At 72.4% G+C, this 16,769-nt stretch carries 16 protein-coding genes; 11 read left to right on the top strand and 5 right to left on the bottom strand.

The annotated features are described in order from the left end of the window. Positions 1-527: 527 nt before the first annotated feature. On the top strand, positions 528-1,007 hold the full coding sequence (locus ACFYXS_RS07570) for a hypothetical protein (RefSeq protein WP_389244955.1): 480 nt from the start codon (positions 528-530) through the stop codon (positions 1,005-1,007). Between the two features lie 9 nt (positions 1,008-1,016). Here the strand turns inward: ACFYXS_RS07570 and ACFYXS_RS07565 are convergent, their stop codons facing one another. Further along, entirely contained in the window at positions 1,017-2,348 is a 1,332-nt protein-coding gene (locus tag ACFYXS_RS07565) for a polysialyltransferase family glycosyltransferase (protein ID WP_389244953.1), read from the bottom strand. Between the two features lie 385 nt (positions 2,349-2,733). On the opposite strand from ACFYXS_RS07565, the gene ACFYXS_RS07560 reads away from it, so the two are divergent. Together ACFYXS_RS07560 and ACFYXS_RS07555 are read left to right on the top strand one after the other, a co-directional pair. Continuing rightward, positions 2,734-3,099, top strand: coding sequence for a YciI family protein (locus ACFYXS_RS07560; protein ID WP_389244951.1), 366 nt, complete (start codon positions 2,734-2,736; stop codon positions 3,097-3,099). 67 nt (positions 3,100-3,166) lie between these two features. Then, entirely contained in the window at positions 3,167-4,483 is a 1,317-nt protein-coding gene (locus ACFYXS_RS07555) for an RNA polymerase sigma factor (RefSeq protein ID WP_389244949.1), read from the top strand. Here the strand turns inward: ACFYXS_RS07555 and ACFYXS_RS07550 are convergent. Beyond that, complete coding sequence (locus tag ACFYXS_RS07550) at positions 4,447-4,680, bottom strand: hypothetical protein (RefSeq protein WP_389244947.1); 234 nt, start codon at positions 4,678-4,680, stop codon at positions 4,447-4,449. The two genes, ACFYXS_RS07555 and ACFYXS_RS07550, sit on opposite strands and share 37 nt — an antisense overlap. A 316-nt stretch (positions 4,681-4,996) precedes the next feature. On the opposite strand from ACFYXS_RS07550, the gene ACFYXS_RS07545 reads away from it, so the two are divergent. From ACFYXS_RS07545 to ACFYXS_RS07520, 6 genes are all read left to right on the top strand, one after another. Continuing rightward, on the top strand, positions 4,997-5,623 hold the full coding sequence (locus ACFYXS_RS07545; protein WP_389244945.1) for a histidine phosphatase family protein: 627 nt from the start codon (positions 4,997-4,999) through the stop codon (positions 5,621-5,623). A gap of 85 nt (positions 5,624-5,708) precedes the next feature. Next, a complete protein-coding gene (locus ACFYXS_RS07540; RefSeq protein ID WP_389244943.1) occupies positions 5,709-8,462 on the top strand; it encodes a SpoIIE family protein phosphatase in 2,754 nt (917 codons plus the stop codon). Between the two features lie 51 nt (positions 8,463-8,513). Further along, positions 8,514-9,404: a 1-aminocyclopropane-1-carboxylate deaminase/D-cysteine desulfhydrase gene (locus ACFYXS_RS07535; RefSeq protein ID WP_389244941.1), complete on the top strand. Its 891-nt coding sequence runs from the start codon at positions 8,514-8,516 to the stop codon at positions 9,402-9,404. A 10-nt stretch (positions 9,405-9,414) separates the two neighbouring features. Further along, positions 9,415-9,924, top strand: a complete 510-nt coding sequence (locus ACFYXS_RS07530; RefSeq protein WP_319665705.1) for a GNAT family N-acetyltransferase — start codon at positions 9,415-9,417, stop codon at positions 9,922-9,924. 206 nt (positions 9,925-10,130) lie between these two features. Beyond that, a complete protein-coding gene (locus ACFYXS_RS07525) occupies positions 10,131-10,544 on the top strand; it encodes an anti-sigma regulatory factor (RefSeq protein ID WP_319665704.1) in 414 nt (137 codons plus the stop codon). Between the two features lie 43 nt (positions 10,545-10,587). After that, positions 10,588-11,517, top strand: coding sequence for an RNA polymerase sigma factor SigF (locus ACFYXS_RS07520; RefSeq protein WP_389245803.1), 930 nt, complete (start codon positions 10,588-10,590; stop codon positions 11,515-11,517). A gap of 19 nt (positions 11,518-11,536) precedes the next feature. On the opposite strand, the gene ACFYXS_RS07515 is transcribed toward ACFYXS_RS07520, so the two are convergent. Beyond that, on the bottom strand, positions 11,537-11,956 hold the full coding sequence (locus ACFYXS_RS07515) for a hypothetical protein (RefSeq protein ID WP_389244938.1): 420 nt from the start codon (positions 11,954-11,956) through the stop codon (positions 11,537-11,539). Between the two features lie 71 nt (positions 11,957-12,027). Between ACFYXS_RS07515 and ACFYXS_RS07510 the strand changes: the two genes are divergently transcribed. Further along, positions 12,028-12,996, top strand: coding sequence for a diacylglycerol/lipid kinase family protein (locus ACFYXS_RS07510; RefSeq protein ID WP_389244936.1), 969 nt, complete (start codon positions 12,028-12,030; stop codon positions 12,994-12,996). Positions 12,997-13,314: 318 nt separating this feature from the next. Then, positions 13,315-13,572, top strand: a complete 258-nt coding sequence (locus ACFYXS_RS07505; protein WP_018563321.1) for a WhiB family transcriptional regulator — start codon at positions 13,315-13,317, stop codon at positions 13,570-13,572. Between the two features lie 132 nt (positions 13,573-13,704). Here the strand turns inward: ACFYXS_RS07505 and ACFYXS_RS07500 are convergent, their stop codons facing one another. Continuing rightward, on the bottom strand, positions 13,705-15,153 hold the full coding sequence (locus tag ACFYXS_RS07500) for a sensor histidine kinase (RefSeq protein ID WP_389245801.1): 1,449 nt from the start codon (positions 15,151-15,153) through the stop codon (positions 13,705-13,707). A gap of 525 nt (positions 15,154-15,678) precedes the next feature. Further along, positions 15,679-16,749, bottom strand: coding sequence for an SIS domain-containing protein (locus tag ACFYXS_RS07495; protein WP_389244934.1), 1,071 nt, complete (start codon positions 16,747-16,749; stop codon positions 15,679-15,681). Between the last annotated feature and the right edge of the window lie 20 nt (positions 16,750-16,769).

Below are 16,769 nucleotides of genomic sequence, written 5' to 3'. Positions count from 1 at the left end.
CTCACCTGCACCTTCACCCTTCCACGCGACACCGTCCGGACCCAAATGCCGCGAAATGCTTGCCGCAGGACGTCCCAGCCACTAGCGTCCAACGTGACCAGACGGGCCGTCCAACACTTCTGGACAGCGCAGCGCGGACCACCGTCCGCCCCGTCCGCCCGGGCCGGTCCTCCTTCCGACGGCGGTCCGTGTCCCGGAATCCTGACAGTGATTCCACGCACCCCGGGGCGATTTTCCGCAGCATCACGAAAACTGCACTCCGGCCGCGTAGTCCTAACCTTCAACGCTCCCGCGACGCGGCACGTCACGCCCGGCACCCGCCGCATCCGGACGGAATCTAGAGGTGATCAACCCCGGCGAAACCCAGATGCCCAAAACTGGCCGCTTTTGCTCCATCCGATCAAGTGATTCAACGTCATGGGCATTGCTCACAGCACATGCCGACAGCAGACTTTCGGTGTTTTGACGACACCTCCCGCCGGCCCCTCGTGCTCACGTTGATCACTTGCGGAAGATCCGGGAGAGGTATGTGCGACGAATTCTGCGGGCCCGCCCTCGCGGCCTGGCTCGCCCAGGGAACCGGTGGGACGGCGTGCCGGCTGCGCGCGTGGGAGCGCGCCAGGAACCGGGTACTGCTGCTGCCCGCCGGCGTGCGCTGGGACGCGGTGCGCGTCCCCGAACGACCCGGCCACGAGATCCACGCGCGACTGCAGGACAGCACCGCGCCACTGGGACCGGTCATGTGGGACCGCCGCTGCGGCTTCCTCTACTTCCTTGTGCCGCCCCACGGCGAGGACGTGTGGGCCCCGTTGGGGCTGCGCCGTCTCACCCGCGGGTCGTGGCTGGCCGCGCGGGACCCCCGCCGGGCGGCCCCGCACCCGGCCGTGTGGCTCTACCCCAGGGACGGCGTCCGGCTGACCGGCCCGGCGTTCCTCCTCATCGCCTGCATGGAGGTGCTCGCCGCGGGCACCGGCGCCCGGCAGCGGCTGCCGGTGCCCCTCGGCTGACTGCCGCGGTCAGCTCCTGACGGCCCGCAACCTACGCACGATGCGCCGCACGGCCGGGTGGCGGCGCAGCGCCTCGGCGCGGACCGGCGCCCCACCCGGGAGCCGCAGGCTGGTCAGCCGGCGTCGCTTGAAGTACCGCGCGGGACCGGCCTGATGGCCGGTGAGCCAGGCCTCCGCGTCGGCGCGCAGGGCCGGATGGGCCCGTGCCTGCATGCAGTAGCCGACGGCGCGGATCAGTGGTGCGAGTCGTTCGGCGACCATCTCACCCGTGAGCGCCGGGGGCTTGCCGACCACTTCCATGTCGCGTTCCAGATCGGGCAGCGCGGCGTCGATCAGTGTGAGCGGCACGCGATTGCTGTTCTCGTACGGCGTGATCCGTTCCAGCAGCAGCTCGGTGCCGACCCGGGCGACCGGGATGCCGTAGAAGGACGCGGCGGTGACCAGCGCCGTCGAGAAGCAGCCCACGACGAGCTCGGGGCGGTCCCGTTCGAAGAGGGTCTCGGCGAGCACCGGCGAGCCGAGGACGGTGAGTTCGGCCCCGAGCTCCGCGGCCGCCCGCTCCAGGGAGCGCGACCGGTGCACTGGGGCACTGGGGTGCGGTTTGAAGAGCACCGAGGTATGGCCCGCGGCCACCGCGCCGCGCAGTATGCGCGCGTGCAGCTCGTCCTCCTCCCGTTCGGAGATGAGGTCGAGCGCCGACAGGTACTGGCCGAGGAGCACCGCGGTGTACCGGCCCGGCGCGGGCGGCGCGCCTGCGCCGATGCCGGAGAGCGTGCGCAGGAAGGTCTCGACGGGGATCGGCACCGCCTCGACGTCGTACTCCGAGAGCAGCAGTGGGCGCAGTCCCGGGAGCAGGTCGAGGTGGAGCAGGCGCGCGACGCGGCAGGCGATGCCGCCGGGGAGCCGGTCACGGGTGGGGCCGTAGCTCATCAGGCCGTCGGCGTACACGTGGATCGTGCTCTCGGCGAAGATCTCGGCCGCCGCGCGGGAGGGGTTGGCCTGCAGCGACTCGCAGGCGATCTCGACGGGCCCGTCCCCGAGGTCCCAGGCCATGCGCAGCGCCCGTTCCCACACGGTGAGGTCCTGCTCGCGGGGGGACCAGCCGACCGGGTGGTGCGGGGCGATCGTCTCGTTCCAGGAGTGCACCGCGTCGAACTCCGGGCGCAGCGCCTCGAAACCGGCCATCCGGTCCAGGGGCGTGGTCAGTTCGGGGATGGCCGAGGTGTTGCTCACCACGAGGAGGCGGCGGTGCCCCTCGCGCGGGCCGAACAGCCCCGCCCGGACGGCCGCCGTGACGGTCGCCGCCGCGTACTGGGTCGCCGCGAAGAAGATCTGGATCATCTAGGACAATTCCTTCATGCCGGGCACACGCCCGCCGCGCACCCGGCGCGGCGTCTGGTCCGGGGCGCAGCCGCTTCCTGCTCAGCATCACGGCCCGGCTCCCCCGGGACCAAGCCCGGCTGCCGGATATCACCGGACCGGGTGACCCCTGTACGGGCGGCTTACGCGCACGTCACCCGTTTGCCCACGCTCATGGCGGGGCCCGCTCCACCGGCGGGGGCTCGGCCGGGGCGTGCCGGTGGGGACCGCCCGGAAAAATCTTCGGCCGCCGTGTCGATCCGTGCGCCGCCCGTTCGACGCGTATGCAGAAGCGGGGCCGCGGCGCCGCCGGAACGGCACGACACACGCGAACGACCGAGAACGACCGAGACAGAGGAGTACGGCAATGCGTTTCATGTCACTGATCCTGATCAACGAGGACAAGGTCCCGGCGGGCGGCCCGAGCGAGCGGCTGATGGAGGACATGGGCAAGCTCATCGAGGAGATGTCCGCGGCAGGTGTGCTGCTGGACACCGCCGGGCTGCGCCCGCCGGCCGAGGGCTTCCGGATGCACTGGGACCACGGCAAGCTCACCGTCACCGACGGGCCCTTCGCCGAGTCGAAGGAGTTCATCGGCGGCTACGCGATCGTCCAGGCGAAGTCGAAGGAGGAGGCGCTGGAGTGGACCAAGCGCTTCCTCCAGGTGCACGGCGACGAATGGGAGCTCACCTGCGAGGTTCGCCAGATGGAGGAGGCCCCGGAGCTCGCTTGAGGGCGGGGGCGCGCCGCTCCCCCGAACGGGTTGCGGCTGCCCGGGGCGGCTGCTCTGATGGGTGGCTGTGACCGGTACGGCTTCTGGCTCCGATGACGCCCGCCGAGCGATCGACGCGGTGTGGCGGATCGAGTCGGCCCGGGTGATCGCCGCTGTCGCGCGCGTCGTGCGCGACATCGGCGTCGCCGAGGAGCTGGCCCAGGACGCCCTGGTGGCCGCCCTGGAGCAGTGGCCGCGGGACGGCGTCCCGGCCAACCCCGGCGCCTGGCTGACGGCCGCGGCCAAGCGCCGCGCGATCGACCTCGTCCGCCGCAAGGAGGTCTTCGCGCGCAAGCTGGAGGAACTGGGACACGCCCTGGAGGCACGCCCGCCGGAGTCCGAGGCAGGGTTCGCGGCGGCCGAGGCGGCGGCGGACGACGACATCGAGGACGACCTGCTCCGGCTGGTCTTCACCGCCTGCCACCCGGTGGTGTCCACCGAGGCGCGGGTGGCGCTCACGCTGCGGCTGCTGGGCGGGCTGACGACCGCCGAGATCGCGCGGGCCTTCCTGGTGCCCGAGGCGACGGTCGCGCAGCGCATCGTCCGGGCGAAGCGGAACCTGGCCAAGGCGGAGGTGCCCTTCGAGCAGCCGCAGGGACCGGAGCGGGTCGAACGGCTGTCCTCGGTGCTGGAGGTCATCTACCTGGTCTTCAACGAGGGGTACTCGGCGACCGCCGGGGACGACTGGATGCGTCCGGCACTGTGCGAGGACGCACTGCGCCTGGGCCGGCTGCTGGCCGGCCTGATGCCGAAGGAGCCCGAGGTCCACGGACTGACCGCGTTGATGGAGATCCAGGCCTCCCGCGCCACCGCCAGGACGGGCCCGGACGGCGAGCCGGTGCTGCTGATCGACCAGGACCGGCGGCGCTGGGACCGGCTGCTGATCCGCCGCGGTTTCGCCGCCCTGGCCCGCTCCGACGCGGCCGGCGGCCCGCCCGGGCCCTACGCGCTGCAGGCGGCCATCGCGGCCTGCCACGCCCAGGCCGCGCGCGCCCAGGACACCGACTGGCGGCGCATCGCGGATCTGTACGGGGTGCTGGCGGTGCGGGCACCGTCCCCGGTGGTGGAGCTCAACCGGGCGGTCGCGGTCACCATGGCGTACGGGCCGCAGGAGGGGCTGGCGGTCGTCGACCGGCTCACCGACGAGCCCGCCCTGCGCGAGTACCACCTGCTGCCGAGCGTGCGGGGCGACCTGCTGGAGCGCCTGGGCCGGCACGACGAGGCGCGCGCGGAGTTCCTGCGCGCCGCGGGGCTCACGCGCAACGAGCGGGAGCGCGCGCTGCTGCTGGGACGGGCCTCGGCGGCTGCTCAGCCCCGCCGCGGGGAGTCCGGCGGCCGGACCTGAAAGCCGTCGCGGCGCGGGCCGCGGAGCGCGTGCAGCATGATCACCATCAGCAGCGGGCCCATCAGGGCGACGGCGAGGATGAACACCGCGGCAAAGGGGACGCCGACGCTCAGTGCGACCACCACGGCGACGGCGGCGAGGACGGCGACCACCGCCCAGTGGCGTCCAGTCCGCGGCAGGCCCGGCGTCCTCGGCATCCGTGGCGCCTGCTGCCTCCGCTGCGGCTTGGGCATTCCGGGCGTTCGCATCGCGGCCTCCCGCGTCGGCTCGCCTAGGGCGTCCGTCCCATTTTACGCCGGGGGCGGCGTCCCGCCCCCGTGGCAGCCGTCGGGGTGCCGGACGGGGGCCCGCCAACTCCCGCCTGCCCGAGGGCGATTGGCAGGCGGGTGCCGCCGGGCGGCCGGACGGCCCGTGGCATCATCCTGCGGGGTACGCTCCGCGGCACGGCGGAACCGGGCCGGTACGGGGGACGTCTCCACGCCCAGCATCCCCGACACCCGAGAGGGGCCCGGCATGACCGGCACGGCGAGCCGCTACCTCTATCTGACCCGGCACGCGGAGGCGCTGCCCGACGAGAGCGGCCTGACGGAGAACGGCTTCCGGCAGGCGGAACTCCTCGGCGAACGCCTCAGGGGAACCCCGCTCGCCGCCGTCCACCACGGCCCGCTCCCCCGGGCCGCGCAGACCGCCGCGCTCATCGGCGAGCGACTGGGCGCCGCGGTGCCCGTGGAGGCGAACGAGCTGGCCGGCGACTACCCGCCCCACTTCCCGCGGGAGTCCGAGCTGCCCCCGGACAGCGCGTACTACCTCTCCCGGTTCCTGGACCGCTTCGGCCCGGAGGACCGCGCGTGGGGACCGCAGCTGGCGCGGGAGGCACTGGCCCGCTTCACCGGGCCGCCGGCCGCGGGCAAGGCCACGCACGAGCTCGTGGTCACCCACAACTTCCTCATCGGCCGGCTGGTCTCGGCGGCCCTCGACGCGCCGCCGTGGCGCTGGCTCGGCCTCGACCACGCCAACGCCGCGCTGACCGTCATCCGCTACACGCCGGGACGTCCGCACTCCGTCCTGCTCTACAACGACATGCGCCACCTTCCGGAGGAACTGCGCTGGACGGGTTTCCCCGCCGAGCTGCACTTCTGAGGCCGTCCGCGCGCGCCCCGCGGCGTCGCGGGGCGCGCCGACGGCCCCTTCGGCCTCTGGCAGCGCCCCACCCGCAGTGCTAGAAATGCGACATGGTCGACGTTTTCGGCCGATTCGGGGCGTACCGGTGCGGTCACTGAGCGAGAAGAGTCCCCGTAGCGTCGCCGGGCAGGTGTTCGTCCTGCAGGTGGCGGTCGTCGTGCTGCTCGTGGTCTGCGGGATGTTCGCGCTGGTGCTGCAGTCGCGGCACGACAGCGAGCGCGAGGCCGTCAACCGCTCCGTGGCGGCCGCGCGCACCTTCGCGCGTTCCCCGGGGCTGCCGGAGGCGCTGAAGGGCCCCAACCCCTCCAAGGTGCTGCAGCCGGTCACCGAACTGGCCCGCAAGGAGGCGGGGGTCGACTTCATCGTTGTCATGAACACCCACGGCATCCGCTACACGCACCCCATACCGGCACGGATCGGCCAGCGGTTCGTCGGCACCATCGAGCCGTCGCTGCACGGCCACGTCCACACCGAGAGCGTCCAGGGCCCGCTCGGCCACGAGGTGCAGGCCGTCGTGCCGGTCCACGACCCCGTCGACGACCCGCACGGAAGGATCATCGGCCTGGTCTCGGCCGGCATGAAGGTCACGAACGTGACCGTCGTGGTGAACCGGCAACTGCCGATCATCCTCGGCGCGGGCGCCGCCGCGCTCGCCCTGGCCATGGGCGGGACGGCGCTCATCACCAAACGGCTGCGACGGCAGACCCACCGCCTGGACCCCGTCGAGATGAGCCGCATGTACGAGCACCACGACACGGTGCTGCACTCCGTCCGGGAGGGCGTGCTCATCGTCGCCGGCAACGGCCGGCTGCTGCTCGTCAACGACGAGGCCGAGCGCCTGCTCGACCTGCCGGCCGACACCGAGGGGCGGTACGTCACCGAGCTGGCGGACCTCGAACCCGCCATGGTCGAGCTGCTGACCTCCGGCCGCGAGGCGACCGACGAGTTCCTCCCGGCCGGCGACCGCCTGCTGGCGGTGAACCAGCGGCGCACGAACGCCACCGGCGACCTGTCGGGCTCGGTGGTGACCCTGCGCGACTCCACCGAGCTCCAGGCACTCGCCGGCCGCGCCGAGGTCGCCCGCGAGCGCCTCAAGCTGCTCTACGACGCGGGCCTGGGCATCGGCACCACCCTCGACGTGGTCCGCACCGCCGAGGAGCTGGCGGAGGTCGCGGTCCCCCGCTTCGCCGACTACGTGACCGTCGATCTGGCCGACCCCGTCCTGCACGGCGAGGAGCCCACCGGCGGGAAGGCGGTCGACATGCGGCGCACCGCGGTCTGCGGCATCCACGGCGACGCCCCGCTGTACCCGCTGGGCAAGCTGATCGACTTCCTGCCGTCCACCCCCCAGGCGCGCGGCTTCGGGACCGGGCGCTCGGAGCTGGTGACCGACCTCGGCAACGACCCCGGCTGGCTCGCCCAGGACCCCGAGCGGACCCGCGACGTCGTCCGCTACGGCATCCACTCGCTCATCGCGACGCCGCTCAAGGCCCGCGGCGTCGTCCTGGGCGTGGTCAACTTCTGGCGCTCGGAGAAGCCGGAGCCGTTCGACGAGGAGGACCTCTCGCTGGCCGAGGAGCTGGTCGCCCGCGCCGCCATCAACATCGACAACGCCCGCCGCTACACCCGTGAGCACGCCCTGGCCGTCACCCTGCAGCGCAGCCTGCTGCCGCGCGCCCTGCCGGAGCAGAGCGCCCTGGACGTCGCCCACCGCTATCTGCCGGCCCAGTCGGGCGTGAGCGGCGACTGGTTCGACGTGATCCCGCTGCCGGGCAACCGGGTGGCGCTCGTGGTCGGCGACGTCGTCGGCCACGGGCTGCACGCCGCCGCCACCATGGGCCGGCTGCGCACCGCGGTGCACAACTTCTCCACCCTCGACCTGCCGCCGGACGAACTGCTGTGCCACCTGGACGACCTCGTCGGCCGTATCGACCAGGACGAGTCGGACACCGAGGTCGGCGCCGGTGTCATGGGGGCCACCTGCCTGTACGCGATCTACGACCCCGTCACCGGGCGCTGCACCATGGCGCGGGCCGGGCACCACCCACCCGCGCTGGTGCACACCGACGGCACCGTGGAGTTCCCCGACCTGCCCGCGGGCCCGCCGCTGGGGCTGGGCGGCATGCCGTTCAGGACCGCCGAGCTGGAGCTCGCCGAGGGCACCCAGCTCGTCCTGTACACCGACGGCCTCATCGAGGACCGCACGCGCGACCTGGACGTGGGCATGGAGATGCTGCGCGCGGCGCTGGCCGCGCGGCCGAAGCGGCCACCGGAGGAGAGCTGCCAGGCCGTGCTGGACGCGCTGCTGCCCGGCCGGCCCAAGGACGACGTGGCCCTGCTGATCGCCCGGACCCGCCGGACCCCCGCCGACCACGTCACCGAATGGGACGTACCGCTCGACCCCGCCGCCGTCGCGGGCGTACGGGCGGCGGTGACCGAGCGGCTGGAGGAGTGGGGCCTGTTCGAGCTGAGCTTCGGCGCGGAGCTGATCGTCAGCGAGCTGCTCACCAACGCCATCCGCTACGGCTCCCCGCCGATCTCCGTACGGCTGCTCCGCGACCGGTCCCTGACCTGCGAGGTCTCCGACGGCAGCAGCACCTCGCCGCACCTGCGCTACGCGGCCACGACCGACGAGGGCGGCCGCGGCCTCTTCCTCGTGGCCCAGATCGCCGAACGCTGGGGCACCCGCTACACCCCCGACGGCAAGGTCCTGTGGGCCGAGCAGCCGCTGCCCGCGTGGGACGCCGGGGAGGCGGCCGTGGGGCTGTCGGACGCCCTCGACGCGGCGGCACCGTGACCGGCCCCCGACCGGGTCCCGCTCCCCCCGCCGTGCCGCCACAATGAAGCGGTGATCGCGGATGTCCGGCTGCCCTCCCCCCTCGTCGAGCTGACCGGCGACGAGCGGCTGACGGGGCGCGGGCTGCGCATGCTGGTCAAGCGGGACGACCTGATCCACCCTGAGGTGCCCGGCAACAAGTGGCGCAAGCTCCACCTCAACCTGCGCGCCGCGGCCGACGCGGGACACCGGGTGCTGCTGACGTTCGGCGGCGCCTACTCCAACCACCTGCGCGCGACCGCCGCGGCGGGCCGCCTGCTGGGACTGGCCACCGTCGGTGTCGTGCGCGGCGACGAGCTCGCCGGGCGCCCGCTGAACCCCTCGCTCGCCCGTGCCGCCGCCGACGGCATGCGCCTGCACTTCCTGGACCGCGCGACCTACCGCCGCAAGGACGAGCCGGAGGTCCTCGCGGCACTCCTGGAGCGGTTCGGCCCCGCCTATGTGGTGCCCGAGGGCGGCAGCAACGCCCTGGCCGCACAAGGGTGCGTGGCACTCGGCGAGGAACTGCGCGGCGCGGCGGACGTCGTGGGGATCGCCTGCGGCACGGGCGGCACCCTGGCGGGGCTGGCGGCGGGTCTGGACCCCGGGCAGCGGGCGATCGGCTTCGCCGTCCTCAAGGGGGGCGGATTCCTGCGGGAGGACATAGGCCGCCTCCAGGAGGCGGCCTTCGGCGGGCCGCGCGGCGACTGGCGCCTGGAGGAGCGGTTCCACCACGGCGGCTACGCGCGCCGCACACCCGCCCTGGACGCCTTCGCGGAGGACTTCGGCGCGCGCCACGGCTTCGTGCCGGACCCCGTGTACGTCGCCAAGATGCTGCACGGGGTGTTCACGCTGGCCGCCGAGGGCGCCTTCGCCGAGGGGACGGTCGTCGCGGCCGTCGTGACGGGCCGGCCGAGCGGTTAGCCTTGGCCGCATGATCCGATCCGCGGCGCCCGAAGACATCCCGGAGATCCACGCGATGATCCGCGAACTCGCGGAGTACGAGCGGGAGCCGGACAGCGCGCGGGCGACCCCGGCGCAGCTCCACGAGGCGCTCTTCGGACCCGGCGCCGCGGTCTTCGCGTTCATCGCCGAGGACGACGACACCGGCGCCGTGGTGGGCTTCGCCGTGTGGTTCCTGAACTTCTCGACCTGGACCGGCACCCACGGCGTGTACCTTGAGGACTTGTTCGTACGCCCCTCCGCGCGCGGGGGCGGCCACGGCAAGGCGCTCCTCGCCGAACTGGCCGCCGTCTGCGTCGAGCGGGGCTACGAGCGCTTCGAGTGGTCCGTACTGGACTGGAACGAGCCGTCGATCGCGTTCTACCGTGCGATGGGCGCCCGTCCCCAGGACGGATGGACGGTGCAGCGGCTGACCGGCGAACCGCTGCGCACCCTCGCGGAGCAGGCACGTGTCAACAAAGCGACTTCTCTTTCGAATTGAGACCCCTCGCCCCCTACCCACGGTGCGTGCGCATGCGCCTACTATGGGTGACAGCCATGGGGTGCCGGGCCGGGGCTCATTCATGGCGGCGGCCGTGCTCCGTCCGGGCGACACCGGGGTACGGATCGCGATAGCGTCGCTGGCGAACCGAACCAGATCAGTGCAGTGCCGATGAGGGCAGTGCGAGTGCCACCTTGGAGGTGAGGGTGTCCGAGATCGCAGGCGAGCCCGGGTCGAAGGACTTCGTCGAGGTCCGGCTGCCCGCGGCAGGGGCCTATCTTTCGGTGCTGCGTACGGCGACCGCCGGCCTCGCGGCCCGCTTGGACTTCACCCTCGACGAGATCGAAGATCTGCGCATCGCCGTTGACGAGGCGTGCGCGATCCTGCTCCAGCAGGCCGTCCCGGGGTCCGTGCTGAGCTGCGTCTTCCGCCTGGTCGGGGACGCGCTGTGGGTGACCGTGTCGGCCCCCACGACCGACGGCCGCGCCCCGGAGCGCGACACCTTCGCCTGGACGGTGCTCTCCGCCCTGGCCGGCGAGGTGGACTCCAGCGTGGCCGAGGACAAGACCGTGAGCATCGCCCTGCACAAGAAGCGCGGTGCCGGACCGGGACAGCTGTAACGGGGGAATCGCCGTGAACGATCTGGAAGGCAGTACGCCCGGGGTGAGGGGCCGCCCCGTACCCGCCCCTGCGGCGCGACAGGACGAGGCACGGCCCCACCCCGGCAGTGGACCGGCGGACCGTCCCGACGAGAAGGACGCGCCCGAGCAGACGGATCAGGCGGATCAGGCGGGTCGCATGGAGCAGGAGCAGCAGGCGCACCACGAGCACCACGACCCGCACGACCGGGCCGGGGCGCGTGCGCTCTTCGTGGAGCTGGGCAAGCTTCCGCCGGGTTCGCCGGAGCGCGCCGAGCTGCGCAACCAGCTGGTGCGGATGCACCTGCCGCTGGTGGAGCACCTGGCCCGGCGGTTCCGCAACCGCGGCGAGCCGCTGGACGACCTCACCCAGGTCGCCACGATCGGCCTGATCAAGTCCGTCGACCGGTTCGACGTCGACCGCGGGGTGGAGTTCTCCACCTACGCCACCCCCACCGTCGTCGGCGAGATCAAGCGGCACTTCCGGGACAAGGGCTGGGCCGTGCGCGTCCCGCGGCGGCTCCAGGAGCTGCGCCTGGCGCTCACGACGGCCACCGGCGAGCTCTCCCAGCGGCACGGGCGGGCCCCGACCGTCCACGAGCTGGCCGAGCACCTGAAGATCACGGAGGAGGAGGTCCTGGAGGGCCTCGAGTCCGCGAACGCCTACAGCACGCTCTCGCTCGACGTCCCCGACACCGACGACGAGTCGCCGGCCGTCGCCGACACCCTGGGCGCCGAGGACGACGCCCTGGAGGGCGTGGAGTACCGGGAGTCCCTCAAGCCGCTGCTGGAGCAGTTGCCGCCGCGCGAGAAGAAGATCCTGCTGCTGCGCTTCTTCGGGAACATGACGCAGTCGCAGATCGCGCAGGAGGTCGGCATCTCCCAGATGCACGTCTCCCGGCTGCTGGCCCGCACCCTGGCGCAGCTGCGCGACAAGCTGCTCGTCGAGGAGTGACGGCCGTCGCGCCGAGGGGCTAGCCCTCGGTGGTGGCGATGCCCAGGGCCTCGGTGGCGGCGGGGTGCACGAGGAGCACCAGCTCGGCGATCGCCGCGGCGCCCAGTGCGGCGCCCGCGGCGATCATCACGCCGCCGTTCTGCGCCATCGTCCAGGCGACCGGCAGCGCGACGAGCTGAATGATGAGGGCGGGTCCGCGGCTCCAGCGGCGGGCCTGCCACAGGCCGTAGGCCGCCGCCAGGGGCATGACCGCCAGGGCCAGCACCGTGAGGCCGCCGGCCTCGGCCTGGCGCGGGCTGTCGGGGTTGCCGACCAGCCCGAGGACGAGCATCGCGATGCCCCACGCGGCCAGCGCGGCGCCTTCCAGCGCCGCGACCGCGGCGGCCGCCGCGAGGCGGCTCGTACGGCCCGGGCGCACGGGGTTCTCCTTGCCACTCACCCCAGCAGGGTAGCCGCCCGGCTCCCACCGGGAGTACGGGGCGGTACCGCCCGGTAGGTACCCTGGCGGTCATGCGCGCTCTCCTCGTGGTCAATCCCGCCGCCACCACCACCAGCGCCCGCACCCGTGACGTCCTCGCGCACGCGCTGGCCAGCGACCTGAAGCTGGAGGTGGCCGCCACCGAGTACCGGGGGCACGCGCGCGACCTCGCACGGCAGGCCGCCGAGGGGGGCGAGATCGAGCTCGTCGTGGCCCTGGGCGGCGACGGCACGGTCAACGAGGTCGTCAACGGGCTGCTGCACAACGGCCCCGACCCGGAGGGGCTGCCGAAGCTCGCGGTGGTGCCCGGTGGCTCCACCAATGTCTTCGCGCGCGCCCTGGGCCTGCCCAACGACCCCGTGGAGGCGACCGGCGCCCTGCTGGACGCGCTGCGCGAGGGGAGCTCGCGGACGGTCGGCCTGGGCCGGGTGAGCGGCACGCCGGGCACGGCGGACGAGGGCGTGCCGGCGCGCTGGTTCACCTTCTGCGCCGGCCTCGGTTTCGACGCGGGCGTCGTCGGCCGGGTCGAACAGCAGCGGGAGCTCGGCAAGCGTTCGACGCACGCGCTCTACATACGGCAGATGGTCCGGCAGTTCCTCGCCGAGCCCTCCCGCCGCGGCGGGTCGATCACGTTGGAGCAGCCGGGCGAGGCCCCGGTCACCGACCTGGCGATCGCCATAGTCTGCAACACCGCCCCCTGGACCTACCTGGGCAATCGCCCGGTCTACGCGTCGCCGCGGGCGTCCTTCGACACCGCCCTGGACGTGCTCGGGCTGTCCCGTCTGTCGACCACCGCGGTGACCCGCATCGCCACCCAGCTGCTGCGCTCGACCCCCGAACGGGGGCCGCACGGCAAGCACGCGACCTCGCTGCACGACCTGACGGACTTCACCTTGCATTCGCAGGCGCCACTGCCGTTCCAGGTGGACGGAGACCACCTGGGACTGCGAATCAGCGCAACCTTCTCAGGCGTACGCCGTGCACTGCGTGTGATTGTGTAAGCAGAAGGACATAAAGTCCTTCCACTCGAACGTTTAGGCTGCCCTGCACCCCATGGAAGTACGGCTGTGACCGAGCCGACACCGAGGAATCAAAAAAAAGTTTCCGGAAGGGGTTGTATCCGCAGCCCAGGTTTGCGAGTCTCTTCTTGGCGATCGGGACAGCCGCTCTTCGGGCGTCCTCAGTAGCCGGAATCCTCACCACACCCCCGCGGGACCGCACCCAGGAGACTGGGCGATGTCCCGTGTCGTGTCTGGGGATTCGTGAAAGCGTTCACATTCACAAGCAACGTGCAAGCAATACAAGGAGATGGAGCAGCCATGGACTGGCGTCACAACGCCGTTTGCCGCGAAGAAGACCCTGAGCTCTTCTTCCCTATCGGCAACACCGGTCCTGCGCTGCTGCAGATCGAGGAAGCCAAGGCCGTCTGCCGCCGCTGCCCCGTCATGGAGCAGTGCCTGCAGTGGGCGCTTGAGACCGGCCAGGACGCCGGCGTGTGGGGTGGCCTCAGCGAGGACGAGCGTCGCGCAATGAAGCGCCGCGCCGCCCGCAACCGCGCCCGCAACGCCAGCGCCTGACGCACTCGCTTACCCCCGAGCCGCAGCGCGCAGCACCTCCGAACCGCGCAGCATCGCGACGCAAGAAGCCCCGGCAGCTCCCCCGAGCAGCCGGGGCTTTCGCGTTCCTCCGGCCGGTCGCACGACGGGCGTTCAGCTCTCCAGCGAGAGCTCCAGCACCACCTTCGTGCCGCGCTCCTCCGCCGGGACCATGTCGAAGGTGCCGCCCAACTCCCCCACCACCAGGGTCCGTACGATCTGCAGACCGAGGTTGCCCGCCCGCTGCGGATCGAAGCCCTCGGGCAGGCCGCGGCCGTCGTCGCGCACCGCGATCGCCAGCTTCCCCTGGCGCCGCTCCGCCGAGACCTCGACCGAGCCCTGCTCGGTGGGGCCGAATCCGTGCTCCAGGGCGTTCTGCAGCAGCTCGGTGAGGATCATCGCCAGCGGGGTGGCGACGTCCGCGCTGAGGATGCCGAAGCGGCCGGCGCGCCGCGTGTTGACCCGACCGGGTGAGATCTCGGAGACCATCGCCAGCACGCGGTCGGCGATCTCGTCGAACTCGACGCGCTCGTCGAGGTTCTGCGACAGGGTCTCGTGCACGATCGCGATCGAGCCGACCCGCCGCACCGCCTCCTCCAGCGCCTCGCGCCCCTGGTCGGAGTCCATCCGGCGGGCCTGCAGCCGCAGCAGGGCGGCGACCGTCTGCAGGTTGTTCTTCACCCGGTGGTGGATCTCCCGGATCGTGGCGTCCTTGGTGATCAGCTCCCGCTCGCGGCGGCGCAGTTCGGTGACGTCGCGCAGCAGCACCAGCGAGCCGCTGCGGACGCCCTTGGGGCTCAGCGGGATGGCACGCAGCTGGATGACGCCGCCGTTGCCCTCGATCTCGGTCTCGCGCGGCGCCTTGCCGCTGGCGACGGTCACCAGCGCCTCGTGGCTCTTGCCCCGCGAGGGGGCCAGCTCGGCGGTGGCGGTGCCCAGGTGGTGGCCGACGAGGTCCGCGGCCTGGCCGAGACGGTGGTAGGCGGAGAGCGCGTTGGGACTGGCGTACTGGACGATGCCCTCGGCGTCGAGGCGGATCAGTCCGTCGCCGACGCGCGGCGAGGCGTCCATGTCGACCTGCTCGGACGGGAACGGGAAGGTGCCCGCCGCGATCATCTGCGCCAGGTCGGACGCGCTCTGCAGATAGGTGAGCTCCAGCCGGCTCGGTGTGCGCACGGTGAGCAGATTGGTGTTGCGCGCGATCACCCCGAGGACCCGCCCGGCCCGGCGCACGGGGATCGACTCGACCCGCACCGGCACCTCCTCGCGCCACTCGGGGTCGCCCTCCCGCACGATCCGGCCCTCGTCGAGCGCGGCGTCCAGCATCGGGCGGCGGCCGCGCGGGACGAGATGGCCGACCATGTCGTCCTGGTAGGAGGTGGGGCCGGTGTTGGGGCGCATCTGTGCGACGGACACATAACGCGTGCCGTCGCTCGTGGGGACCCAGAGGACGAGGTCGGCGAAGGAGAGATCCGAGAGCAATTGCCACTCCGACACCAGCAGATGGAGCCACTCGAGATCGGAATCGTCGAGGTCGGTGTGCTGGCGTACGAGATCGTTCATGGAGGGCACGCAAATGAGCGTACCCGCGCTCATGGCAAGCGCTGACATCCAGTCCCCACAAAGGGCTTCGAGCCCCTATGATCTGACTGCGTCAGCTTATGGACAACGGATAATGGTCTAGTCCAGAATTGATGTGAACAACTGAACTTCCACCCTTCCCGCACAGAAGGGTGGAGCGAGGCCGGGGCGCTCTCTGCCCTGACTGCGCCAGGCCTCACGAGTCGGCCCTAGCGGGCCGCGGGAACCGCACACCCCGCGTGCCACGGCGCCGACAGCAGCTCCGGGCTGCGGTGCTGGACGGGTTGAGGGTCCCGTTCCGGCGCCGCGGCCCGAAGTGGTTTCCGGCACCTTCGTGCCTTTGCCTCCCCCGGCTTCCCACGGTCTCCCCGCTGCCTCCCGCGTATTCCGCACGCCGCCGGCTTCACAGCTTTGACGTTCGGGACGACCCGGCACGCGAAAAGCCCGTGGGCGCGGCGGGCGGGATTCCCCCACCCACCGCGCCCACGGGCCGGGCGCGGGACGGCGTCAGTGCGTCTCGGTCACCTTCGCCAGGGCGCGCGGTGCGTCCGGGTCCTGGCCGCGGGCGATCGTGACCTCGTACGCCAGCATCTGCAGCGGCAGGATCTCCAGGATCGGCTGGACCTCCTCGGCCACACCCGCGGTCGGCAGCACGAAGCCCGCGGAGGCGGCCTCGACGGACGCCCGGTTGCCGATCACGACGAGGTCGGCGCCCCGGCCGCGGAGCCGGTCGAGGACCGGCTGCAGCGCCTGGCCGCCCTTGCCCTCGGTGACGATGGCGATGACCGGCGAGACGTTGTCGACCATGGCCAGCGGACCGTGCAGGAGGTCGGCGCCGGAGAAGGACAGGGCCGGGATGTAGCTGGTCTCCATCAGCTTCAGCGCGGCCTCCTTCGCGGTCGGGTAGCCGTAGCCCCGCGAGGTGAGCACCAGGCGCTCGGCGAAGCGGTACCGGCCGGCCAGCGCCTTGACCTCGTCCTTGCGCGCGAGGATCTGCTCGGCCAGCTCGGGGAGGATCTTGGCGGCGTTGCCGTCGCCGCCGCGCAGGCCCTCGACGAAGAGGTACAGGGCGAGCAGCTCGGCCGTGTACGTCTTGGTCGCCGGGAGCGCCTTCTCCGGTCCGGCGAGCACGTCGATGTGGAACTCGGAGACCTCGGCCAGCGGCGAGTCGGCGTTGTTGGTGACCGCCAGGGTGATCGCGCCGGCCTCGCGGGCGGCCCGGGTGGAGGCCACCAAGTCGGGCGAGCCGCCGGACTGGCTGACGGTGATGACCAGGCAGTCGGTGAGGTCCGGGCGGGCGCCGTAGGCGGTCGTGGTGGACATGGAGGTCAGACCCGCCGGCTTGCCGAGCAGCACCTCGATCAAGTACTTCGCGTACAGCGCCGCGTTGTCGGAGGTGCCGCGCGCGGTTAGCAGGACGAAGCGCGGCCCGCGCGCGGCGATCTGCTCGGCGATCTCGCGGATGCGCGGCGCGCCCTCCTCGAGGATGCGGCGCAGCACGGCGGGCTGCTCGGCCATCTCACCGGACATGATCCGGCCCGGCATCGGGGGCTGCTGGGTCGGAGTCGGGGCGGACATTCTGGGAGCCTCCAGGTCGG

The sequence above is a fragment of the Streptomyces sp. NPDC002574 genome, from assembly GCF_042889545.1.
Classification (GTDB): Bacteria; Actinomycetota; Actinomycetes; order Streptomycetales; family Streptomycetaceae; genus Actinacidiphila.
This window is presented reverse-complemented; position numbering and strand designations above follow the sequence as displayed.